We start from the raw sequence: 17,959 nt of genomic DNA, 5'->3' as shown, positions 1-17,959 counted from the left end.
GTGATCAATCCTCTCCGATGTCGTGCCCGGCGCCGCCGGGGTCTGCCCCCGCGTCTAGCGCAGCGCGCGCGGTTTCGGAACCGCGCGAGGCGGGCAGCGCGATCTCACAGTGGACGCCATCGTCGCGCAACGCGAAACGCGTGCGCGCGCCGAGCTGATACGGCAAGGCATGCTCGATCAGCTCGCGCCCATAGCCGCCGCCCGGCGCCGGCGCGTCGGCGACCGGATCGCGCGCGACTCCGCTCTCCTGCCAGGTGACGTGCAGCATCGGCACGCCCCCGACCGTCGCGACTCGCCAGTCCAGCGCGAGCCGCCCGCCGCGCGGCGACAGCGCGCCGTACTTGAGCGCGTTGGTGGCGAGTTCGTGGAGCGCGAGCGCGAAGGTCTGCACCGTGCTCGAGCGCAGCCGCACGCCCGTCGGGCCGGTCATGGTCACCCGCCCCGAGCCTAGCCAGTCGGCGCCGCCGAGCGACTCGAGCTCGCTCCGCGCCAGCTCGTCGAAGGTGATGCGATCGCCCTCGCTCAGCCGCGCGAGCAGCCCGTTGACCCGTGCCAGCGCGCGCAGCCGGTCGTCGAACCGGCCGGCGAAATCGTCGAGCGAGGCGCTGCTCGCGATCAGCTGGTTCGACAGGCCGCGCACGACGCCGAGCAGGTTGCGCGTGCGGTGTTGCAGCTCGGCGACGAGCACCTCTAGCCGGTCGGAGCTCGCCTTGGCCGCGGTGGCGTCCTCGCTGATCCCCCCGATGCGGTGGATCCGGCCCTCGCCGTCGCGGATCGGGAAAGCGGTGTCGCGCACCCAGCGCACCGCGCCGTCTTCGGCACGACGGATGCGGAACTCGGCGGTGACGGTCGCGCCCGCGCGGACGCGACGCACTGCGTCGAGCGCGCCGGCGCGGTCGGCGGGCAGGATCAGCCGCGCCACGCGGCGCAGGTCGTCGCGGGCGCCGACCGTCGCCAGCGGCAGGCCGTACAGCCGCTCGAAGGCGGGGCTGGCATATTCGACGCGCAGGTCGCGCGCGTCGCGCACCCACAGGGCGTCGGCCGACGCGGTGCCGAACTGCCGGAATAGCTCCTCGCTCTCGCGCAGCGCCGCCTCGGCGCGCTTGCGCGCGGTGAGGTCGATGGTGACGACCAGCAGCGAGCGCGCCGGGTCACCCGGCGCGCCGAGCGGGGTGATGCTACTGTTCGCCCAGACAACGGTACCGTCGGGGCGGTGGTAGCATTTGTCGAGCGTGGCGGTGCGCCCGCCCGCCAACGCGCGCTCCACCGCGGCGAAGGAGGGCGCGAGATAGGCCGGCCGGGTCACGTCGGCGACGCCGAGGCGCAGCAGCTCGGCCTCGCCGCGGCCGAGCAGACGACACAGCTCCTGATTGACGCGCAGGAAACGCCCGTGCTGGTCGACCTCGGACAGGCCGACCGAGGCAGCGGAGAAGATCGCGCGCAGCCGCGCGCCGGCCTCGGCACGCTCGATGTCGCGGCCGCGCTCGGCAGTGATGTCGCGTTGCACGCCGATCCAGCCCTCGATCACGCCCGCTTCGTCGCGGATCGGGTCGATCGTCCAGTCGACGACGTATCGCGCGCCGTCCTTGCGATAGTTGATGGTCTCGCCGGCGTAGCCGCGGCCGGCGCGCAGCGCGTCCTTGAGCGCGGCGAGCACCGCGCGATCGGTCTCGGGGCCCTGAAGGATCCGCGGCGTGGCCCCGAGCAGCTCGTGCTCGGCATAGCCGGTGAGCGCACACATCGCCGCGTTGACGAAGCGGATCACCGGCCCGGGGCGCTCGATCTCTGGCCCGGTGACGACGATCGCGTGACCCGTCGCCATCGCGGCGCGGCGGAACCAGCGGGCGTCCTCCTCCTCGTGCGGCGATCCGTTCATCGCGCCGGTCTACCGGGCGTTATACCCTACCGCCAGCGCGTTGACGGGCGTCGCGGTCGGCGGCGCGCGACGATGACGGTCGCCGCGCCGGGATCAACGCGCGCCGGACCGGGCGAGGCGCGCGGACCGATGTGGCGCGCCGGCCGCCCCTCTTCCCGGCGTCAAGGAGGATGACGGCACGGGGGATGACGACGGTAGCGCCACGAGCCGCGCCGCTCCTCAGAACTTCGCGCCCAGCCGCAGCCCGATCGTGCGCGGGGTGATCGGCACGGCATAGGGCCGCTGGTAGCACGAGCCGCACTGGATGAAGCGCGCGATCTGCCCGCGCTCGTCCCAAAGGTTCCGCGCGAACAGCTCGAGCGTGTACTTGCCCCAGTCCGCCCCCAGTGCGAGGTTGCCCGTGGTGTAGGCGGGCAGCCGGCCGATCTCCGCCGACGGGTTGGCGAGGCGGCCCGTGCCGACCTCCTCCACGCTGAGCCGGATGTCCGACGCCGCCGAGCTCTGGTGCGCCACCAGCCCCTGGAGATAGGCCTTCGCCGCGCCGATCGGGACCGTGTAGCGCGCGGTCGCGCTCAGCTTGAAACGCGGCGTGATCGGCAGGCGCCGGCCCGCCGCGGCGACCACGTCGCTGCCGTCGCCCGCGCAGGTCACCGTCCGGCACAGATCGGTGCGCGTCTTGGCGTCGGTATAGGCGCCCGAGGCGGTGAAGGAGAGCGGCCCGGCGCTGACGTTGGCGTCCATCTCGATGCCGCGGATGCGCGCGTCGGGGCCGTTCTGGATCACGGTGAAGCTGTTCTCGCCCAGGAAGGCGAACTGGAACTGGTCCCAGTCCTGCTGGTACACCGCGCCGTTGATCCGCAGCCGCCCGTCGAGCCAGGTCGTCTTCCAGCCGAGCTCATAGTTGGTGAGGAAGTCGGCGTCATAGTCGCCGACGTCGCCGCGCCGGTTGATCCCGCCGGGGCGGAAGCCCTTGGACCAGGTGCCGTAGAGCAGCAGCAGGTCGGTCGGCTTCCAGGTCGCGTTGAAGCGGTAGGTCACGCCCTGGCCGTCGGCGCGCTTGGGCACCACCGTGTTGCCCTTGACGACGCCGAGATTGGCGCAGGGGATACCGCCGACGTCCTTGGTCGTCAGGAAGGCGCTGGTGTCGCCGCCGCTGAGATAGGCGTCGCGCAGCGTGCCGCCGCCGGCGAGGTAGCAGCTCGCCAAGCCGGTGCGCGAGCTGCCCGCGGCGTTGAACGGCGACGCCGTATAGGGTCGGCCGTCCTCGGGATCGACGCCGGGATTGCGGCCGAAGCCGAAGAAGCCGACCAGCGAGTTGTCGTAGATGAAGGCGCGCCCGCCCGCGGTCAGCGTCAGCCGCGGCGTGAGGTCGTAGCTCGCCTCGCCGAACACCGCGTAATCCTTGTCGACGCGGTGCTGGCGCGTCAGCCACAGCGTCCCCGTATAGCCGTTGACCGACACGTCCGGACCCAGGTTCGGGATCTGATAGTCCTGGAAGATCAGGTTGCTCTGCCGCTGGTAGAAGCCGCCCGCGACGATCCGGAACGGCTGGTCGGCGGGCGAGGCGACGCGCAGTTCCTGGCTGGTCTTCTTGAAGTGATCGCGCCCGACGACGCGCTGCCGCGGGTCGATCGTGTTGCCGGCCGCATCCTGGTAATAGAAATAGCCCGCCAGCCCGCCGACCGACGAGTAGAGCGAGTCATAGGCTTCCGAGTAATCGGTATAGTCGGTCGACTGCTCGGCACGGCGGTCGAGATAGGCGCCGGCATAGGTCACGTCCCAGTTGCCGAGCTGGCCCTCGATCGTCAGCGCCGCCTGCGCGAACCGGTCCTTGCGGTATTCGGGGTAGAAGTGCTGCACCTCGAGGTCGCCGACCTTCGGGTCGAAGGCGTAGCTGCCGTGGCTGCGCTGTTCCTGATAGAGGAAGGTCGGCGTCGCGGTCCAATTGTCGTCGAGGTCGATCTTCAGCGCGGCGCGGCCGCCATAGGTCTCGGTGTCGTTATAGTCCTTCTCGACAAACTGGTCGTTGGTGACGGTGACGCCGCCGGGCTGGGGCAGGAAGCTGCGCGTGCCCGGCACATTGTCGATGAAGCCGGCGTCGCGCTGGTAGAAGCCGACGACGCGCAGCGCCATGCGCTCGCCGAACGGGATGTTGAGCATCCCCTCGGTGGTGTAGCCGATCCCGCCCGAGCGGACGCTGTTCACCTCACCGTCGACGCGGCCGTAGAAGCCGGCGGTATCGGGCTTGTTGGTGATGATGCGGATCGTCCCCGCCTCGCTCGACGCGCCGTACAGCGTGCCCTGCGGCCCGGCGAGACTCTCGATCCGGGCGACGTCGTAGATGTGGATGTCGAGCGTGCCGCCGATCGTGGTGACGGGCTGCTCGTCGAGGTACGTGCCGACCGAGGGCAGCGAGCCCGAGTGGTTGCCGTCACCGCCCGAGGCGACGCCGCGCATGTAGACGGTGGTGACGCCGGGCTGCGACGACTGGAACGCCACCGACGGCAGCAGCTGGGTATATTCGTTGAAGTTCGAGACGTTGAGCTGATCCAGCCGGCGCGTGCCGATGGCCTGGATGCTGATCGGCACGTTCTGGATATTCTCGTCGCGCTTCTGCGCGGTGACGATGATGTCGCCGTCGGTGGTGCTGCTGTTCTGCGGCACGTCGGCCTGGGTGGTCTGGCCCGAGCTGGTCGGTGTGGCGGCGACCTGGTCGGGCGTACCCTGTGCCGCCGCCGGGGACGCGATCGCGGCCGACGCGAGAAGCTGCACCAGCATGCGACGCTTGAAGCTCACCACCACAATGCCCCCATTGTTGCGACTGTATGACGGGCATGCTGCGCTGCGGCGGGGGGCTTCGTCAATCGGTCGGGCGACCGGTTGCGACATTTTGTTGCCGCGGCGATGCTGCGAGTGGGGCGCACCGCATGGTAATCCCTGGTGTAAGCGACACTAAGGGTCGGCGGCGCGCGGGCGACCGGGCCTTCGCGGTACCCCCGTCATCCCTGCGGAGGCAGGGATCCAGACGCGCGGACCTTCGTGAAAGAGCCGGCACGTCGGCGTGTATGGATCCCCGCCTCCGTGGGGATGACGGACGAAATTGGGCGATACGTCGCGGGCGAGAGGCCAATGGTGTGAGCGCCCCGTCACACCTGCGCCGTCAGCAACCCAGCCTGATCCATGTCGCTGTAGCCAGCGCGGTCTTTCCCCTCGAGCGAATTTCGCCTCCTCCACGCAGCGCTCCCGCGCCCCGCTCGTTGTCGCCGACCATGCAGACGATGATCGACCGCGCCGTGCCTGCCGAGGAGCCGCGCGATGCCCCGCCCGCCCCGCCCGTCCTGTGGATCGCACTCGGCCTCGCCGGGCTGGTCGGCGTGGCGCTGCTCGCGCGGCTGGTCGCGGGCGGCGCGCCGCTCGCTTGGGACCGCGCGATCATGCTCGCGCTGCGCGTGCCCGGCGACCCGGCGCAACCGGTCGGACCGCGCTGGCTGCACGCGGCGCTGATCGACGTCACCGCGCTGGGCAGCGGCACGGTGCTGACGCTGGTGGTGGCGGGGACGGTCGGGCTGCTGCTGGTTCGCCGGCTGTGGCTCACCGCGGCGCTGATCGCGGCGGCGACGATCAGCGGCTCGATCATCGCGGCGCAGGCGAAACACTGGGTCGGCCGACCGCGGCCCGAGCTGGTCGACCATCTCGTCCAGGTCACCGGGCTGAGCTTCCCGAGCGGGCACGCCACCAACAGCGCGCTGGTGTATCTCACGCTCGCCGGGCTGGTGGCGCAGGTGGCGGACGGGCGCGCGGTGCGCAGCTACATCTTCGTGATAGCGATCCTGCTGACCGGGCTGATCGGGGTGAGCCGCGTGTACCTCGGCGTGCACTGGCCGTCGGACGTGCTGGCGGGCTGGTGCGCCGGCACCGGCTGGGCGGCGCTGTGGTGGTGGCTCGGCGCGACGCTGCGGCGCTCGCTGGCGCGCTAGTCCGCGCGCGCCGTCGCGAGCAGCCGCCGCGCCGCGGCGAGGTGCGGCGCGTCGACCATGCGGCCGTCGAGCTGGAGCGCGCCCGCGCCCGGGTTCGCCGCGAACAGCGCGACCACGCGCCGCGCCGCCGCGAGCTCCGCCTCCCCCGGCGTGAACGCGGCGTTGATCACTGCCACCTGCGCGGGGTGGATCGCCATCATGCCGGTGAAGCCGTCGCGCCGGCCGCGCGCGGCATAGGCAGCGAGCCCGTCGAGGTCGCGGAAGTCGGGGTAGACCGTCTCGATCGCGGCGACCCCGGCGGCGTGCGCGGCGAACAATGCAAGCGAGCGCACCACCTTGTACGGGTCGGTGTAGCCGCCGTCGGTCTCGCGCGACGACAGCGCGCCGATCGCGGCGGGCAGGTCCTCGGCACCCCAGGTCAGCCCCGCCAGCCCCGCGCCGTCATAGTCGCCCAGCGTGAAGACCGCGCGCGGCGTCTCGGTCGCGATCGGCAGCACCGTATAGTCGCCCGGCAGCGCCGCGCGCAGCGCGGCCACGGTGGCGCGACCCTCCGCCTTGGGCAGCACCACGCCGGTCAGCGGCGCGCCCGCCAGCGCGGCGACGTCCGCGGCGAACGCCCCGGTCCCGACCGGGTTGACCCGCACCAGCAGCGCGGGTCCCCCGGGCGCCCGCTCCACCAGCGCGCGCACCGCGTCACGCGCGGCCGGCTTGGCGGCGGGCGCGACCGCATCCTCCAAGTCGAGGATCAGCGCGTCGGCGCCGAGCCCGAGCGCTTTCTCCATCCGATCCGGGCGGTCGCCCGGCACGAACAGGAGCGAGCGCCACGTCACCGCGCGCGTTCGGCCAGCTGCCGCTCCCACGCCAGCGCGTCGCGGACGATCCCCTCCAGGTCGTCGCGCCGCGGCGCCCAGTCGATCGTGCGCAGGATCGCGGCATTGTCCGCGACCAGCTCGGCCGGATCGCCGGCGCGGCGGCCCTCCAGCCGGCGCTCGATCGGATGGTTGGTGACGCGGTCCACCGCGTCGAGCACCTCGAGCACCGAGAAGCCGCGGCCGTAGCCGCAGTTGAGCGTGTGGCTCTCGGCCGGCCGCTCGACCAGCAGCGCGAGCGCGGCGACATGCGCCTCGGCGAGGTCGCTGACGTGGATATAGTCACGCACCCCGGTGCCGTCGCTGGTCGGGAAGTCGGTGCCGTAGACCGACACCGCGGCGCGCTTGCCCGTCGCCGCCTCCACCGCGATCTTGATCAGGTGGGTCGCGCCGACCGTGGACTGGCCGCTGCGCCCCTGCGGGTCCGCGCCGGCGACGTTGAAATAGCGCAGGCAGCAGTGGTTCATCGGGTGCGCCGCCGAGACGTCCTTGAGCATATGCTCGGTCATCAGCTTGGACATGCCATAGGGATTGATCGGCACCTTGGGGTCGTCCTCGGCGACGGGGACGCGCTCGGGCGTGCCATAGGTCGCCGCGGTCGAGGAGAAGATGAAGTGCGGCACGCCCTCGGCCACCGCGCTCTCGATCAGGCTGCGTGTCGCCGCGGTGTTGTTGCGGTAATATTTGAGCGGGTCGCTGACCGACTCGGGCACCACGACCGAGCCGGCGAAATGCATGATCGCGCGCACCTTGTGCTCGCGGATCACGTCGCGGACCCGCGCGTCCTCGACCGCGACGTTGACGAAGGCGGCGCGCGGGTCGACCGCCCAGTCGAAGCCGGTGACGAGATTGTCGATGACGACGACGTCATAGCCCGCGTCGAGCAGCGCGAGCACGGCGTGGCTGCCGATATAGCCGGCACCGCCGGTCACCATCACCTTGCCGTCGAGCGTCGCGTCCTGCGTCATGCCTGTCTCCGTTGCCGTTGCCGCCGCCTAGCGGCTTCCTACATGACACGCAAAGGAGACGCTTCTGATGACGGAATATGCGACGCTGGCGGGTGGCTGCTTCTGGTGCACCGAGGCGGTGTTCAAGGACGTGATCGGGGTCGAGAGCGTCGAGAGCGGCTATATCGGCGGCCACATCCCCCACCCCACCTACAAGCAGGTGTGCGGCGGCGACACCGGCCACGCCGAGGCGATCCGCGTCGGCTTCGATCCCGCGCAGGTGAGCTACGCCGACCTGCTCGACATCTTCTTCGCCACGCACGACCCGACGCAGCTCAACCGCCAGGGCAACGACGTCGGCACGCAGTACCGCTCGGCGATCTTCCCCGAGACGGTGATGCAGGAGGAGCAGGCCAACCAGGCGATCGCGCGCGCGCAGGAGGAGGTTCCGGGCAAGATCGTGACCACGATCGAGGAGTTCGGCGACTGGTACCCGGCGGAGGGCTATCACCAGGATTATTGGGAGACCTCGGGCCGGTCGAACCCCTATTGCATGGCGGTGATCCCGCCCAAGCTGCAGAAGCTGCGCAAGAGCTTCGCCGCGCGCAGCAAGGCGAGCGCGCCGGCGGCGTGAGCGAGGGGGCGCCGGCCTCGGGTTGAGGAGGTCGTCGGATGTGCCGGCCACCGATCTGATGGCCGGCCCCTTCCTCCGTCAACCCGGACTTGTTCCGGGAACCACCGTTCCGCGTGAGCGATGCCATCTGAGTACGCGGCACGCTGGATCCCGGAACAAGTCCGGAATGACGGCGGGACGAGCCTCGCGAAACATCCCTCTCGCCACCTTGGGTTCCTGCGGGCGCAGGAACACGGCGCCGCCGCCTAACGCTGCGCCGCGCGCCGCAGCCGGTCGTTGATCGCTACCCCGACGCCCGCCTCGGGCACCGGCGCCACCGCGATCCGTGCGCGCGCGCTCGCGTCGGCGCGGTGGAGCGCATCGAACAGCCGCGCCGCCGCCTCGACCGGATCGCCCGCCGCCGACAACGTATCGTCGCCCGCGACCGCGCCATAGCCGATCAGCCACTCGTCCGCCTCGGCCGCCACCGCCGCCAGCCGCAGCGGCTTGCGCGGCGCATAGTGGCTCGCGAGCTGCCCCGGCGCGCTGACATGCGCGGTCGTCCCCGGCGCGACTGGCAGCACCGCGCGCAGCATCTCCGCGGTGACCGGGCCGGGGCGCAGGATCGTCCGCCCCGCCACGATCGTCGACTCCACCCCCGCCCCGGTCGCGCCGTCGTCGAGGATCAGCGGCACCGAAGCGCCGAGGCTCGCCGCGACATGCTCGGCGCGGGTCGGGCTGATCGCGTTGCTCGCGTTGGCCGAGGGGGCGGCCAGCGGCGCGCCGCTCGCCGCCAGCAGCGCGCGCATCGCGCGGTGCGCCGGCACGCGCAACGCGATCGTGTCGAGCCCCGCGGTGACGAGCGACGCCACGCCCGCGCCGTCGCGCAGCGGCAGCACCAGCGTCAGCGGCCCCGGCCAGAAGCGTGCCGCCAGCGCGCGCGCGTCGTCGTCGAACACCGCCAGCGCCTCCGCCGCGGCGAGGTCGAGCACGTGGACGATCAGCGGGTTGAAGCTGGGCCGCCCTTTGGCGGCGTAGATCCGCGTCACGGCAGCCGAATCACGCGCGTCGGCGGCGAGTCCGTAGACCGTCTCGGTCGGCACCGCGACGATCCCGCCGGCGCGGATCGCCGCCGCCGCCGCCGCGACCGCGGCCGTGCCGTAGCGTCGGATCTCGGGGAGTTGAGCGCTCATCGCGCCGGGTATAGCGAGGGCGCACAGGAGAGAGAAATGACCTTCGTGCCCGCCATCGCCGACCAGCGCTTCGTCCTCGACCATGTCGTCGGACTCGACGAGATCGCGCGGCACGAGCGCTTCGCCGCCGCCAGCGCGGACACGGTCGAGGCGGTGCTCGAGGGCATCGGCGCGTTCGCTGAGGGCGAATGGGCGCCGCTCGCCATCGCGGGCGACCGCGTCGGCGCGCGCTGGACCCCCGAGGGCGTCGTCATGCCCGACGGCTTCCGCGCCGCCTACCAGGCCTATGTCGAGGGCGGCTGGGGCACGATCGGGGTCGACCAGCGCTGGGGCGGCCAGGGCCTGCCCTTCGTCGTCCAGGCCGCGGTGCTGGAGACGCTCGGCACCGCCAACATGGGCTTCGCGCTCGCGCCGATCCTCACCGTCGGCGCGATCGAGGCGCTGGCGCACCACGGCACGCCCGAGCAGCAGGCGACCTACCTGCCCCGGCTCGCCAGCGGCGAATGGACCGGCACGATGAACCTCACCGAGCCGCAGGCGGGCAGCGACGTCGGCGCGCTGCGCACCACCGCGACGCCCATCGAGAAAGAGGGGGGCGGCGACGGCACGTACCTGATCAGCGGCACCAAGATCTTCATCAGCTTCGGCGACCACGACCTCGCCGACAATATCGTCCATCTCGTGCTCGCGCGCACACCGGACGCGCCCGCGGGGACGCGCGGCATCTCGCTGTTCCTCGTGCCCAAGGTGCGGCTCGACGGCACGCCCAACGACGTGCGCGCGGTGTCGATCGAGCACAAGCTGGGCCTCCACGCCTCGCCCACCTGCGTGCTGTCGTTCGGCGACAACGGCGACTGCGTCGGCGAGCTGATCGGCCCCGAGTTCGGCGGCATGCGCGCGATGTTCACGATGATGAACAACGCGCGCCTCAACGTCGGCGTCCAGGGCGTGCAGGTGGCGGAGGGCGCGACGCAGAAGGCGGCGGCCTATGCGCGCGAGCGAGTCCAGGGCGCGCGCGACGGCGCCCCCGCGGCGATCGTCGAGCATGCCGACGTGCGCCGCATGCTGCTGCGGATGAAGGCGCAGACGATGGCGGCGCGCGCGCTCGTCTATTACGCCTGCGGCCAGGTCGACCGCGCCACGCTGGGCGACGCCAAAGCGCGCGAGCGGCTCGAGATGATGACCCCGCTCGCCAAGGCGCACGCCACCGATCTCGGCAACGAGGTGGCCAGCCTCGGCGTGCAGGTCCATGGCGGGATGGGCTATGTCGAGGAGACCGGCGCCGCGCAGTTCTTCCGCGACGCGCGGATAACGCCGATCTACGAGGGGACGAACGGGATCCAGGCCGCCGACCTGGTCGGGCGCAAGCTGTCGCTCGCGAACGGCGGCGCCTTCGCCGACCTGATCGCGGACCTGCGCCGCGACGCGCGCCACCCCGCGCTGGCGCGGCTGGTCGACGCCTGCGAGGCGGTCGGGCGGCGGCTCCAGGGGGCGAGCGCGGACGATCGCCAGGCGGCGAGCTATCCCTTCCTGACGATGCTGTCGGTGGCGTCGTGCGGCTGGCTGATGGAGCGCCAGGCCGCGGTGCCCGCGGCCGACGCGGTGAAGCGCGCGGCCTGCGCCTTCTACCTCGACCAGATCGTGCCCGAGGCGCTGGGGCTGGAGGCGGCGGCGAGCGCGAGCGCGGAGGTGCTGTACGCGCTGCCGGCGGGGGCATTCTAGGCGAGGCCGAGGGCGTGTAGTGGGGGAGGAGTGCTCCGCCTCCTCCTTGCTCCACCCCGGCGGACGCCGGGGTCCAGTTGGGAAAGCCGCGGTGGGTCTCAGTGACACTCCTCCTGGGCCCCGAAGTTCGCCAGGACGGTGCCAGGCAAGCGCACCCGGCGATCTATACCGCATTCCCCGGCGCGCGCCGGAGCCGAGGTGGGACGACCGTAGTGAGTCTCAGTGACGTCCCCGACCTGGACCCCGGCGTTCGCCGGGGCGGTGCGAGGGAGGTGTGTGCGATCACCTCATCCCCGTTCGCCGGCGAAGGCCGGTACCCAGTGGGGAAGGCCGGAGTGAGACCCACCGACGCCACCCAAATGGGCCCCGGCCTGCGCCGGGGCACGACCGTAGTGAGGGCCGGAGCACTGCTACCCTGAACTTCGCCTCACTCCCCCGACGGGCACCCGCTCGCCGGGTTCGGCCCCGCGCCCTCGGGATACCAGCGCGCCACCCTGCGGTCCTCGTCATAATAGCAGACCGCGCCCGTGCCGCCGTCGGGCGCCAGCGCGATCGCCCAGTTGTGCGGCCCGCAATTGTGCGGCTCGCAACCGTAGGCGAGCACGCGCCCCTCGACCTCGGCGATCGGCGTGGCGGTGACGTCGGTGTCGAGCACGCGCGCGCGCACGCCCTCGTCGGGCACCGCCGCCGCCACCGCCGCGCGCACCGCCGGGTCGGCCAGGAAGCTGCTGCCCCCCTCCACCGCGTCGGTCGGGTAGTGGCCGACGTAGCGTGCCAGCGCCGCGACAGGCGTGGCGGCGGCGCTGGGCGACGCGCTGGGCGTGGGAACAGGCGCCGTGTTGCCGGGCTGGTCGGGCTGCTGCTGGCAGGCGGCGAGCGCGGCGCAGGCCGCGAGGGAGATCAGGCGTCGCATCACGCCCGACAACGCCTCAGCCGGCGACTCGTTCGAGCAGGTCGGTCGCGTCAAGCCCGAGCAGGTCGATCCGCTCGCGGATGCGCGGCCATTGGTGCGCGACGAAATCCTCGCGCTCGGCGCGGCGCAGCCGCTCCGCCGCCCCCGCCAGCACGAACATGCCGACGCCGCGACGCACCTCGACATAGCCGTCGTCCTGGAAGCTCTGATAGGCCTTGGCGACGGTGAGCGGGTTGGCGCCATGCTCGGCGGCCAGCGCGCGCACCGAGGGGAGCTGGTCGCCCGCGGCATAGTCGCCGCGCAGGATCGCCGCGGCGATCGTGCCGCGTAGCCGGAGATAGACCGGCGAGTCGTCGCTGCTCAGCGCTGCCATGCTGCGTTAATACACTATATAACGTGATTGTCGAGCCGGGCGCGCGGTTCACTCGTCAGGCGCAGCTCGCCCACGACGATCCGAGCGTCCGGCTGTGCGGCATCGTGGAGCTGGCGCAGCCGCTCGAGCTGCTGGCGCGAGGCGGCGATCACCGCCGCCGCGGCGAGCGACCCGTCGCGGTGGAGCGCCACCACCGCCGCCTCGTCGAGCGCGGCGAGCGCCTCCTCGTCGATCGTGTAGAGACCGTCGAGCGCGTGCTCGCGCGCCTCGGCGCGGCGCAGCACCAGCCGCCACGGCCGCAGCAGCCGGTGCCGCGCGAGCGCCTCTGCCAGCGCGCGCGCGGCGGCCACGTCCTCGACCAGCCGCTGCAAGGCAGCGCGCAGCTCGGCGACCAGCGACGTCACCGCGCCGCGCTCGATGAGCGCCGCGCCACGCGCACCGATCGACGCGTCGGCGGGGTCGATCGCGAGCCCGCTGCCGCCCTCGGCGAGGCGGAAGGCGCCGAGCAGCACCGCCTGGGGCATGTAGGTGGCGTGGAAGCCGCCCGCCCCCGCGAACAGGTTGTCGCCGCCCAGCGCCATCAGCGCGACCAGGTTGAAGCGGCCGGTGCCGCCGTCCTTGGCGAAGCACAAGGGCATGTCGCACGCCGCCAGCGCGATCTCGCCGCGCCCGAGCTGCGCGATCGCGCGCCCTCGCCCTGCCGCCGCCGCGTCGAAGCGTACGGTCTCGTGGCGGGCGGGGTCGAGCGCGACCAGGCCGCTCATACCGCCTGCAACCCGTGCTCGCGCACCGCCCGGATCAGGTCGCGGTGGCGCGGCAGCCGCTGCATCGCCTCGGCGCGCGCGCGCTCGGCGCGGGCGAGATGGCGCCGCGCCAGTGCGCTCTCGGGCGCGGCGGGGTCGATCGGGGCATAATGCGCGTCGAAGCGCATGCCGTGGAGCACGTACTGGTAGCTCGGCCAGGAGAAGACCTCGCGCGCGTGGTCGAAGTCCTGCGGCGCGGGCGGCTGGGTGCGCCACAGCTCGAGCCGCTCGGCCAGCCCGTCGGGCCAGGTCGCGGGCGAGGCATTGTCGCGCCAGAAGTCGGTGTCAGTGCGCTTGGTGATCGCGTAGTGGAGCTTGAGGAACTCGATGATGCGCGCCCAATGGTGCGTGAAGGCGGCGTTGAACTGGCGCGCGGCGACGCGCATCGCGCCGCGGGTGCGCGGCAACCGGTCGGCGATCGCGTCCATCGACGCCTCGATCAGCATCAGCGCCGAGGCCTCGAGCGGCTCGATGAACCCCGCCGACAGCCCGACCGCGACGACATTGTTCTGCCAGAAGCGCTCGCGATGCCCGCCGTCGATCGTGATGCGTCGTGCGGTGAGCGAGTCGGCGGCGGGGCCGACATAGCGGCGCAGCGCCGCCTCGGCCTCGTCGTCGCCGATATGCGCGCTGCTGTAGACATGGCCGACGCCGCGGCGGGTCCACAGCCCGATGTCCCAGATCCACCCCGCCGCCTGCGCGGTGGAGACGGTGTGGCAGGTGATCGGCGCGTCCTCGCGGTCGTACGGCACCTGCAGCGCGATGGCGCGATCGGCGAACAGCACGTCGCCGCAGCGGCGGAACGGCACCGCGTAGACCCCGCCGATCAGCAGCGCGGCGAAGCCTGTGCAGTCGACGAACAGGTCGCCCGCGATCGCGGCACCGTCGGCGAGCACCAGCGCGGTGACGTCCCCGCCGTCGCCCTGCTCGACCCGCGCGACGTCGCCGAGCACGTGGCGCACGCCGAGCCGCTCGACCGCGTGCTCGCGCAGCAGCGTGGCGAACTTGCCCGCGTCGAGATGGTAGGCGTAGTTCGCCTGGCCCACCCACTCGGGCGTGGTGATCGACTTGGGCGCCAACCCGGCGTCGCAGAGCGTGGCCTGAAAATCGACCCAGGTGGCGAAGTCCGCCGCCTCCGGCGCATCGGACTGGGCGAGCCAGTGCGGCGCGAGGTCGAGTTCGGTCGCGCCCGCCGGCGGGTTGAGCGGGTGATAATAGCCCTCGCCGGGCGAATCATCGGTCCAGCCGGCGAAGCGCGCCCCCTGCTTGAACGCCGCGTCGCAGCCGCGGACGAAGTCGGTCTCGGAGATCCCGATCTTCGCCAAGGTGTTGCGCATCGTCGGCCAGGTGCCCTCGCCGACCCCGACGGTGGGGATGCGCGCGGACTCCACCAGTGTCACCGCGACGCCGCTGCGCGTGCGCTGCGCCTGGGCGGCGAGTCGACACGCCGCGATCCATCCCGCCGAGCCGCCGCCGACCACTACCACTTCAGTCACAGGCGCGTCGTCATGCCGTTGATTTGCCGACATTATCCCTCTCGAACCTCTCCGCTGCGACGTCTTTGCGTCGTTTACGTAATCGATCCCACTTGTATTTGTCAGATATATCCGTGAGACTGTTTCGACAGCACACGCATAACAAGTGTGGCTGCGATTGGGGAGGATGACGGTGGCGACCAGCTTTCGGCAAGTGACGGCGCGTGCTTTTCTGTTCTCGGGCGGCATGGGATGCGCGATCGGCGCGTTGATCGCCGCCACCCCGGTGCTGGCGCAAGAGGCGCCGCCCGCGGTCTCCGCCCCGCCCGGCCAGACCGACAATGCCGCCGAGGACATCGTCGTCACCGGCATCCGCGGCAGCATCGCCTCCTCCGCCGCGCAGAAGCGCGACGCGGTCGGCATCCTCGACGCGATCTCCTCGGAGGATCTCGGCAAGTTCCCGGACGCGAACGTCGCCGAGTCGCTCCAGCGCATCCCCGGCGTCGCGATCGACCGCACCAACGGCGAGGGTGCGCAGGTCAGCGTGCGCGGCCTGGGGCCGGCGTTCAACACCGTGCTGTTCAACGGGCGCAGCTTCGCCAGCGACAATTACAACCGCGCCTTCTCGTTCGACCTCATCCCGGCCGAGCTGATCAGCGGCGCACAGGTCTACAAGACCGCGCAGGCGCCGTTGCAGGGCGGCGGCATCGGCGCGACGATCAACGTGCAGACGCCGCGCCCGCTCGCGCTCAACGGCTTCAAGGTGATCGCGACCGGCAAGGCGCTGTACGAGAAGAACAGCGACAAGTTCACGCCGCAGGGCTTCGGGCTGATCAGCAACACCTTCGCCGACGGCAAGCTGGGCCTGCTCGCCTCGGTCTCGTACCAGCGCCGAATCGCGCAGATCGCCTCGGTCAGCAACGACGGCTATCTGCCCAACAGCTCGGTCGGGCCGAACAGCAACCCGATCGCCACGGGCGTCTACGCGCCGCGCAACTTCGACGTGAACACCGCGCGCGACGACCGCACCCGCCTCGGCGCGACGGTGGTGGCGCAGTACCAGCCGACCGACGAGCTGACCTTCACGCTCGACGGCCTGTACAACAAGTTCAAGAGCGACTCGAAGACTCGCGCGCTCGGCGCCTGGTTCGAGCCGACCAGCTACACCGCGGCGACGATCGACGACAATCGCACCGTCACCTCGCTGACCACCAACGGCAACGCCGACTTCATCTCCTCGGGCGCGCTGCGCGAGACGACGACCTGGGAGGGCGGCTTCAACGCCGAGTGGAACCCGGCGAACAACTTCAAGATGGTGATCGACGCCTCCTACTCGCGCGCCAAGAACGCGGGCGGCGGCGGCTCCTATTTCACCGTGATCGGCACGCCCACGCCCTATTCCTTCACCCAGGCGGACGGGAACGGCATCCCCACGGTCAACGGCTTCGCCGACGGCGTGCTGACCAACCCGGCGCTGGGTCGCACCCATATCGCCGGGATCAACGGCAACGACGTCACCGAGAAGGTGCAGGAATACCGCTGGAACAACGAGTGGAAGCCGGCGCTGGGCATCCTCCAGACGGTGCGCTTCGGCCTGATGAGCACGACGCGCGACAAGAGCAACGTCGCGATCACCTCGGGCGACGACGTCGGCTGCGTCTATTGCGGCTACCCGACGCTGGCGGACTCGTCGCTGCTGTCGCCCTTCACGGTGAAGGGGCTGGGCGCGCCGAGCGGCTCGGTGCCGACCACCTTCCTCACCTATGACGCGTTCCGATATCTCAACTTCCTGGCGAGCCCGGCGGCGACCTCGGCGCTCGACACGAAATACGGCCTCGCGCCGGGCACGACCGCGGCACGCTACGCCGCGACCAACGGCTACGCGGTCGCGCCGCAGCCGGGCACGCGGGTGAAGGAGACGGTGTGGGCGAGCTACGCCGACGTCGACTTCTCGGGTGAGCTCGGCAGCATGCCGTGGCTGGTCAACGTCGGGGCACGCTACGAATATACCGAGCTGACCTCGTCGGGCAGCCAGCGCCAGCTGGTCGACCTGACCCCCACGCAGGGCAACCCGCCGACCGATCCGACCATCTACGTCGGCGTGTTCGCCAGCCCGACCGGCACGCCGATCTCGCAGAAATCGTCGTACAGCAACTTCCTGCCCGCGCTGAACGCGCGGCTCAACTTCACGCCGGAACTGCAGGTCCGCTTCGCCGCCTACAAGACGCTGACCCGGCCCGCGATCGGTGACCTGGCGCCGAGCCTCGACATCGGCACGCTGCGCCCGGCCACGCTCACCGCGAGCGGCGGTAACCCCAATCTCAAGCCGTACCAGGCGAAGAACCTCGATTTGTCGCTGGAATGGTATCCGACGCGCACCACCACGCTGTCGGCGGCGGTGTTCTACAAGAAGGTGGACGATTTCATCATCCAGCTGTTCGGCGACGAGCTGTTCCCGATCCGCAACGCGGGCAACGCACAGGGCGTCGGGCTGCCGGTCGGCGGGCTGATCGTCGACCAGAACACCGCGCGCTTCAGCGTGCGGCGCCCGCGCAACGCCCAGTCGCTCGACATCAAGGGGCTCGAGCTCAACCTGGTGCACACGTTCGACTGGCTGCCGGGCGTGCTGAGCGGCTTCGGCGTCCAGGCCAACGCGACCTTCGTCAGCACCAACCGCGACTTCGACACCAGCCAGGTGGGCCAGTCGTTCGCCGCGGAGGGGATCGGCAACTCGCAGAACGCCACGGTCTTCTACGAGAAATACGGCGTCTCGGCGCGCATCGCCTACAACCGCCGCGAGCGCTTCCTGCGCGAGCTCGCCGGCGGCGCGGGCAACGAGCCGATCTTCGTGCGCGACTATGGCCAGTTCGACGGCAGCGTCGCGGTGAACGTCACGCCCTACGCCCAGGTGTTCGTGGAGGGCACCAATCTGTTCAACGCAAAATATTACACCACCGGCCGGTTCGACAACCAGCTGCTGCAATACCAGAACTTCGGCCCGCGGTACGACGCCGGCGTGCGCTTCTCGTTCTGATCGTGCGCTGCACCGCGCCGGTCCTGGCGACGTAGAATAGTCTTTTGGCCCGGAATGAGCCCCTCCCCTTCAGGGGAGGGGTTGGGGTGGGGCCTGGCCACCAGCGCAGCGCTCGCGGACACGCCCCACCCCGACCCTCCCCTGAAGGGGAGGGAGCCGGCCGG

General features: G+C 71.4%; 13 protein-coding genes. 4 read left to right on the top strand and 9 right to left on the bottom strand.

From position 1 onward, the window contains the following. Positions 1 to 4: 4 nt before the first annotated feature. Together KZ820_RS15720 and KZ820_RS15715 are read right to left on the bottom strand one after the other, a co-directional pair. A complete protein-coding gene (locus KZ820_RS15720) occupies positions 5 to 1,876 on the bottom strand; it encodes a PAS domain-containing sensor histidine kinase (RefSeq protein WP_219749548.1) in 1,872 nt (623 codons plus the stop codon). 219 nt (positions 1,877 to 2,095) lie between these two features. Continuing rightward, the gene (locus KZ820_RS15715) at positions 2,096 to 4,678 is read right to left on the bottom strand and encodes a TonB-dependent receptor (protein ID WP_219749547.1); all 2,583 of its coding nucleotides are present in this window, start codon (positions 4,676 to 4,678) and stop codon (positions 2,096 to 2,098) included. Positions 4,679 to 5,145: 467 nt separating this feature from the next. Between KZ820_RS15715 and KZ820_RS15710 the strand changes: the two genes are divergently transcribed. Further along, positions 5,146 to 5,853 carry a phosphatase PAP2 family protein gene (locus KZ820_RS15710; protein ID WP_258048247.1) on the top strand — a complete coding sequence of 236 codons (708 nt, stop codon included), beginning with the start codon at positions 5,146 to 5,148 and terminating at the stop codon, positions 5,851 to 5,853. Here the strand turns inward: KZ820_RS15710 and KZ820_RS15705 are convergent. Continuing rightward, entirely contained in the window at positions 5,850 to 6,683 is an 834-nt protein-coding gene (locus KZ820_RS15705; RefSeq protein ID WP_219749546.1) for an HpcH/HpaI aldolase/citrate lyase family protein, read from the bottom strand. The genes KZ820_RS15710 and KZ820_RS15705 overlap by 4 nt on opposite strands. Then, on the bottom strand, positions 6,680 to 7,690 hold the full coding sequence (galE, locus tag KZ820_RS15700) for a UDP-glucose 4-epimerase GalE (protein ID WP_219749545.1): 1,011 nt from the start codon (positions 7,688 to 7,690) through the stop codon (positions 6,680 to 6,682). The genes KZ820_RS15705 and galE overlap by 4 nt, the downstream gene beginning before the upstream one ends. 67 nt (positions 7,691 to 7,757) lie before the next feature. On the opposite strand from galE, the gene msrA reads away from it, so the two are divergent. Then, positions 7,758 to 8,303 (top strand): peptide-methionine (S)-S-oxide reductase MsrA, encoded by a 546-nt coding sequence (msrA, locus tag KZ820_RS15695; RefSeq protein WP_219749544.1) that lies wholly within the window; start codon positions 7,758 to 7,760, stop codon positions 8,301 to 8,303. 245 nt (positions 8,304 to 8,548) lie between these two features. On the opposite strand, the gene KZ820_RS15690 is transcribed toward msrA, so the two are convergent. Further along, positions 8,549 to 9,475, bottom strand: coding sequence for an L-threonylcarbamoyladenylate synthase (locus KZ820_RS15690; protein WP_219749543.1), 927 nt, complete (start codon positions 9,473 to 9,475; stop codon positions 8,549 to 8,551). A gap of 36 nt (positions 9,476 to 9,511) precedes the next feature. Between KZ820_RS15690 and KZ820_RS15685 the strand changes: the two genes are divergently transcribed. Beyond that, positions 9,512 to 11,197, top strand: a complete 1,686-nt coding sequence (locus tag KZ820_RS15685) for an acyl-CoA dehydrogenase family protein (protein ID WP_219749542.1) — start codon at positions 9,512 to 9,514, stop codon at positions 11,195 to 11,197. 427 nt (positions 11,198 to 11,624) lie between these two features. Here KZ820_RS15685 and KZ820_RS15680 read toward each other — a convergent pair whose 3' ends face one another. From KZ820_RS15680 to KZ820_RS15665, 4 genes are read right to left on the bottom strand one after another with little or no spacing between them, the layout of a single operon-like run. After that, positions 11,625 to 12,110, bottom strand: a complete 486-nt coding sequence (locus tag KZ820_RS15680) for an Ivy family c-type lysozyme inhibitor (RefSeq protein ID WP_506344945.1) — start codon at positions 12,108 to 12,110, stop codon at positions 11,625 to 11,627. Positions 12,111 to 12,126: 16 nt separating this feature from the next. Next, entirely contained in the window at positions 12,127 to 12,483 is a 357-nt protein-coding gene (locus tag KZ820_RS15675) for a GntR family transcriptional regulator (protein WP_183921807.1), read from the bottom strand. 14 nt (positions 12,484 to 12,497) lie between these two features. Then, positions 12,498 to 13,247 carry a SapC family protein gene (locus KZ820_RS15670; protein WP_219749540.1) on the bottom strand — a complete coding sequence of 250 codons (750 nt, stop codon included), beginning with the start codon at positions 13,245 to 13,247 and terminating at the stop codon, positions 12,498 to 12,500. Then, on the bottom strand, positions 13,244 to 14,815 hold the full coding sequence (locus KZ820_RS15665) for a tryptophan halogenase family protein (RefSeq protein WP_219749539.1): 1,572 nt from the start codon (positions 14,813 to 14,815) through the stop codon (positions 13,244 to 13,246). The genes KZ820_RS15670 and KZ820_RS15665 overlap by 4 nt, the downstream gene beginning before the upstream one ends. Positions 14,816 to 14,954: 139 nt before the next feature. Between KZ820_RS15665 and KZ820_RS15660 the strand changes: the two genes are divergently transcribed. Continuing rightward, the gene (locus tag KZ820_RS15660) at positions 14,955 to 17,795 is read left to right on the top strand and encodes a TonB-dependent receptor (protein WP_219749538.1); all 2,841 of its coding nucleotides are present in this window, start codon (positions 14,955 to 14,957) and stop codon (positions 17,793 to 17,795) included. Positions 17,796 to 17,959: the final 164 nt, after the last annotated feature.

Origin of the sequence: Sphingomonas citri (genome assembly GCF_019429485.1) — a bacterium.
Classification (GTDB): Bacteria; Pseudomonadota; Alphaproteobacteria; order Sphingomonadales; family Sphingomonadaceae; genus Sphingomonas; species Sphingomonas citri.
The sequence above is the reverse complement of the archived record's forward strand: the minus strand, read 5'-3'. Positions and strand labels throughout refer to the sequence as shown.

Excerpts from the sequence above, each read along its gene's own strand:
- KZ820_RS15680 (WP_506344945.1), bottom strand. The coding sequence starts at position 12,110 with ATGCGACGCCTGATCTCCCTCGCGGCCTGCGCCGCGCTCGCCGCCTGC.
- KZ820_RS15690 (WP_219749543.1), bottom strand. The coding sequence starts at position 9,475 with ATGAGCGCTCAACTCCCCGAGATCCGACGCTACGGCACGGCCGCGGTC.
- KZ820_RS15670 (WP_219749540.1), bottom strand. The coding sequence starts at position 13,247 with ATGAGCGGCCTGGTCGCGCTCGACCCCGCCCGCCACGAGACCGTACGC.
- KZ820_RS15665 (WP_219749539.1), bottom strand. The coding sequence starts at position 14,815 with ATGTCGGCAAATCAACGGCATGACGACGCGCCTGTGACTGAAGTGGTA.
- galE (WP_219749545.1), bottom strand. The coding sequence starts at position 7,690 with ATGACGCAGGACGCGACGCTCGACGGCAAGGTGATGGTGACCGGCGGT.
- KZ820_RS15710 (WP_258048247.1), top strand. The coding sequence starts at position 5,146 with ATGCAGACGATGATCGACCGCGCCGTGCCTGCCGAGGAGCCGCGCGAT.
- KZ820_RS15685 (WP_219749542.1), top strand. The coding sequence starts at position 9,512 with ATGACCTTCGTGCCCGCCATCGCCGACCAGCGCTTCGTCCTCGACCAT.
- KZ820_RS15720 (WP_219749548.1), bottom strand. The coding sequence starts at position 1,876 with ATGAACGGATCGCCGCACGAGGAGGAGGACGCCCGCTGGTTCCGCCGC.
- msrA (WP_219749544.1), top strand. The coding sequence starts at position 7,758 with ATGACGGAATATGCGACGCTGGCGGGTGGCTGCTTCTGGTGCACCGAG.
- KZ820_RS15675 (WP_183921807.1), bottom strand. The coding sequence starts at position 12,483 with ATGGCAGCGCTGAGCAGCGACGACTCGCCGGTCTATCTCCGGCTACGC.